General features: G+C 73.0%; 3 protein-coding genes and 1 pseudogene. All 4 read left to right on the forward strand.

What is annotated here, in order from left to right:
- A pseudogene (locus ACYVE9_RS18270) lies at nucleotides 1–246 on the forward strand (hypothetical protein); the annotation flags it as partial.
- Complete coding sequence (locus tag ACYVE9_RS18275; RefSeq protein ID WP_461028953.1) at nucleotides 218–2,407, forward strand: YhgE/Pip family protein; 2,190 nt, start codon at nucleotides 218–220, stop codon at nucleotides 2,405–2,407. The pseudogene ACYVE9_RS18270 and the gene ACYVE9_RS18275, both read left to right, overlap by 29 nt.
- 16 nt (nucleotides 2,408–2,423) lie before the next feature.
- Nucleotides 2,424–3,086, forward strand: a complete 663-nt coding sequence (locus ACYVE9_RS18280) for a TetR/AcrR family transcriptional regulator (RefSeq protein ID WP_461028954.1) — start codon at nucleotides 2,424–2,426, stop codon at nucleotides 3,084–3,086.
- Between the two features lie 246 nt (nucleotides 3,087–3,332).
- Nucleotides 3,333–3,924 (forward strand): DUF4126 domain-containing protein (locus ACYVE9_RS18285; RefSeq protein ID WP_461028955.1); only part of this gene is annotated, 592 nt, incomplete at its 3' end.

Consider the following 3,924-nt stretch of genomic DNA (forward strand, 5'->3'; position numbering starts at 1 on the left):
CCGGATCCGCGGGAGGACCGCGAGAAGGCGACGCCCCCACCCGGCGCAGCCGACCCGGGCGCAGCCGACCCGGACGCAGGAACGGACCACCCCGGCGCCCGGACCACCACCACTGCCGCCGGCACCGAGGCCAGCACACACGCCGACGACACCACGGACACCGAGACGGACACCGGCACGGACGCCGGTACCGGCGCTGACACGGAGGGGGACGACGATGCGCTCGCCGAGGCTCGCCGCGCTTGAGCTGAAGCGGTTCGGCAGGGGGAGGCTGCCCCGGGCCGCGCTGGCGGCGATGCTGCTGCTGCCGCTGCTCTACGGGGCGCTGTACCTGTGGTCCTTCTGGGACCCGTACGACCGCCTGGACCGCATCCCGGTGGCCCTCGTCAACGAGGACCGCGGCGCCACCGTCCCCGAAGGCCCGGCCGACACCGGCAGCCCTGGCAGCACCGGCAGCTCCGGCACCACTGCGAAGGACGGCCGGGGTGAGGGCGGTGGGGACGGCGGGCCGGAGAGGATCAACGCCGGCCGGGACCTGGCGAAGGGCCTGCTGGACAGCGACACCTTCGACTGGCACCGCACCTCGGCGGCCGACGCCCGGGAGGGCGTCGAGGACGGCCGGTACTACCTCTCGCTGACCATCCCCTCGGACTTCAGCAGCAAGGTCGCCTCCAGCTCGGGCGACGATCCGGAGAGCGGCGCGCTCAGGGTGCGCACGAACGACGCCAGCAACTACATCGTCGGGCAGATATCCCGGACGGTCTTCGCCGACGTGCGGGCCGCGGCGTCCGCGAAGACCTCCCGCGGCTTCTACGACCGGATCTTCGTGTCGTTCTCGTCCATCCACGACGCGACGAAGCAGGCTGCCGAGGGCGCCGACGAGCTGAAGAACGGCATCGGCGACGCCAGGAAGGGCACCGGCGAACTGGCCGACCGCTCGTCCGACGCGAAGAACGCGAGCAAGAGCCTGAGCGACGGCCTCACGAAGCTCGACGGCGGAGCCGGTGACCTCCGGAAGGGCACCAAGAAGATCGCCGACGGCACCCGTGCGCTGGCCGACAAGGTGAACGCACTGGCCGACGCGGTGGACCCGCTCACGGCCCGGGTGGATGGCGACGACATCGCCACCGTCGCCGGCGACGTCGCGGAGGTGGCGAAGACGGCCCGCGGCCACGTGCGCACCCTGCCGGAGGAATCGGCCAAGGCGGCCGGACTCGCCCGCGGTGCCGCCGACGGTGCCGAGAAGCTGGACACCGCGCTGTGCGGCGAGAACGCGCCGCCCGAGTCCCCGGTCGACTGCGAGGCGCTGCGCCGGCACGTCGACGCCAGCCGGTCGGCGGCCGACGCGGCGGAGGCCGCCGACCGCAAGGTGCGGGACGGCACGAGCCTGGACCGGCTGGAGAAGGACCTCGGCACCCTGCGGACCATGGCACTGAAGGTGCAGAAGAAGGCGCCCCGGCTGGACGACGACCTGACGGCCGCGGTCACCGAGGTGAACGCGCTCAACAAGGGGGCCCAGCGGGTGCACACCGGCATGGGCAGGCTCAAGACCGGCCTCGGCTCGGCCGAGGACGGCGCCCGGCAGCTCGACGAGGGGCTCGGCCGGCTCAGTTCCGGTGCGAAGTCGCTCAACGGCGGCATGTTCAAACTGGCCGACGGCTCCGGCGACCTCTCCGAGGGCCTGCACGACGGTGTGGAGCGCATCCCGGACTACGGCAAGGACGAACGGGCCGAGCGCAGCACGGTCATGGCCGACCCCGTGCAGCTCAACTCCGGCAAGACGCACGCGGCCCCCAACTACGGGACGGGCTTCGCGCCCTACTTCATCCCCCTGTCGCTGTGGGTCGGGGCAATGGTCGCCTACATGCTGCTGCCGCCGCTCAACCGGCGCGCGCTCGCCGCGGGTGCCCCGGCGTGGCGCACCGCGCTGGCCGGGTGGCTGCCGGTGGCCGGCATCGGAGTGCTCCAGGTGGGGGCACTGCTCGCGGTGCTGCGCTGGGCACCGGGCCTCGGCCTGGAGCCGGCGCGGACGGGCGGCACCATCGCCTTCCTGGTGCTGGTCACGGTCTGCTTCGCGGCCGTCATCCAGTGGCTCAACGCCCGGTTCGGTCCGGCCGGCCGCATCCTGGTGCTGGCACTGCTGATGCTGCAGCTCACCTCCGCGGGGGGCACCTACCCGGTGCAGACCAGCCCGGACTTCTTCAACGTGCTGCACCCGCTGCTGCCGATGACGTACGTCGTGGAGGGGCTGCGGCACCTGATCACCGGCGGTGAGCTGTGGCCCGTGTGGCGGGCGTGCGCGGTACTGGCGGGCTACACGGCGGGCGCCCTGGCGCTGACCGCGTGGACCGCACGTCGAAGCTCGGTGTGGACCCTGAAGCGCCTGCACCCGGAGCTCAGCCTGTGAGGGGACAATCGTGTACATGAAAAGCGGCACGAGCAGGACGAGCGGTGCGGGCGCGACGAGCGGTGCGGGCGGCACCCGCCGGGACGCGACCCGGCAGAAGCTGTACGAGGCGGCGGTGACCCTCATCGCGGAGCAGGGCTTCTCGTCCACCACGGTCGAGCAGATCGCGGAGCGGGCCGGCGTCGCGAAGGGCACCGTCTACTACAACTTCGCGAGCAAGAACGAGCTGTTCGAGGAGTTGCTGCGGCACGGCGTGGAACTGCTCACTGCGGAGCTGCGGCAGGCCGGCGAACGCACGGCCGCCGCGGGCGGCAGCCGGGTCGACGAGCTGGACGCCATGATCCGGGCGGGCCTGGTGTTCATCGACCGCTACCCGGCCTTCACACAGCTCTACGTCGCCGAGCTGTGGCGGACCAACCGGACCTGGCAGTCGACGCTGCTGGTGGTGCGCGAGCAGGCGGTGTCCGTGGTGGAGGACGCGCTGCGCGCGGGAGTGGCCGAGGGTGAGCTGAGCCCGGAGATCGACGTCAAGCTCACTGCGGCGGCACTGGTGGGCATGGTCCTGGTGGCGGCACTGGACTGGCAGTCGTTCCAGCCGGACCGCTCGCTGGACGAGGTGCACGCGGCCCTGTCCCTGCTGCTCCAGGGCCGGGTGGCAGGCCACGGGCGGCCCCGGTAGCCGCAGCCACCGGAACCGCCCGGACCCGTCCCCCCGCATCCCCCGTACCCCCGTACGGTCTCCCCCTCCGGAAGGCTGTCGCGCCGCTCCGCCGCCCCGTGTCGGCGGTGCGGCGCCCCGGCCTCCCGGTGCTCCACACTCTGCCGTTCCGGCCGGCCGGCACCCATCCGTGCGGCTACTCAACGCCCTTGGTGAGTACGGCTACTCATCCGTGAGCCTCCGGGCCCACGCGTTACGATCGCCCGCATGTCCGTACTCCCCCTGGTCTTCACCAGCGGCTGGGCGAGCGGCATCAACGCCTACGCCGTGGTACTGCTGCTCGGCTTCTTCGGCGCCACCGGGCTCTCCGACGACGTGCCCCAGGCGCTGCAGCGGCCCGACGTGCTGATCGCCGCGGGGGTGCTGTTCCTCGTCGAGGCGGTGGCCGACAAGGTGCCGTACGTGGACTCGCTCTGGGACTCGGTGCACACGGTGGTCCGGCCGCTCTCCGGCGGCGTGGTGGCGGCCCTGCTGGCCGGGGAGGACGGCTCGCTGTCGCAGCTCGCCGCCGGCGCGGTGGGCGGCACCACCGCTCTGCTGAGCCACCTGGTCAAGGCCGGCACCCGGATGGCGGTCAACAGCTCACCCGAGCCCGCCAGCAACATCGTGGTGAGCCTGCTGGAGGACGTGGGCGTCGCCGCGGTCGTCACGTTCGCGATCTTCCACCCGCTGGCCGCCGCGATCGTCGCGGCGGTGCTGCTGGTACTCGGCGCGGTGGTGGTGGTCCTTCTCGCCGACCGGGTCCGCCGGTTCCTGCGGCGGCGCCGCGAGCGGCGGGCCCGGTCCGCCGACGGCCCCG

The sequence above is a fragment of the Streptomyces sparsus genome, assembly GCF_054776295.1.

Coding starts and splice junctions, on each gene's coding strand:
- ACYVE9_RS18275 (WP_461028953.1), top strand. CDS start 218: ATGCGCTCGCCGAGGCTCGCCGCGCTTGAGCTGAAGCGGTTCGGCAGG.
- ACYVE9_RS18280 (WP_461028954.1), top strand. CDS start 2,424: ATGAAAAGCGGCACGAGCAGGACGAGCGGTGCGGGCGCGACGAGCGGT.